This window comes from Streptomyces sp. 7R007 (assembly GCF_054850255.1).
On record NZ_JBTWMV010000167.1, the window covers coordinates 1 to 515 of the forward strand.

Below are 515 nucleotides of genomic sequence, written 5' to 3' on the forward strand. Positions count from 1 at the left end.
TAGGCGTGCAGGATGTCGGGGGTGTTGACGAAGAAGTTCGGCCGCATGTAGGCCGCCGCCTCGCCCGACAGCTCGGTCAGGTACTCGGTCAGCTCCTGCTTGGCGGTGCGCCAGGTGAAGTAGGTGTAGGACTGCTGGAAGCCGATCTGGGCCAGGGTGTGCATCATCGCCGGCCGGGTGAACGCCTCCGCCAGGAAGATCACGTCCGGGTCGGTGGCGTTGATGTCGGCGATCACCCGCTGCCAGAACACCACCGGCTTGGTGTGCGGGTTGTCCACGCGGAAGATGCGCACCCCGTGCGCCATCCAGTGCCGCAGCACCCGCAGCGTCTCGGCGAGCAGGCCGTCCATGTCCGCGTCGAAGGCCAGGGGGTAGATGTCCTGGTACTTCTTCGGCGGGTTCTCCGCGTAGGCGATGGTGCCGTCGGGGCGGTGGTGGAACCACTCGGGGTGTTTGTGCACCCACGGGTGGTCGGGGGAGCACTGCAGGGCGAAGTCCAGGGCGATCTCCAGGCC

The 515-nt window shown here is 67.2% G+C and carries 1 protein-coding gene; it reads right to left on the reverse strand.

Annotated elements, in window-relative coordinates; translation table 11 throughout:
- Window positions 1–515, reverse strand: a 515-nt coding sequence (locus tag ACYF6T_RS44630) for an alpha-amylase family protein (RefSeq protein ID WP_461703718.1), incomplete at both ends; no start/stop codon positions are given.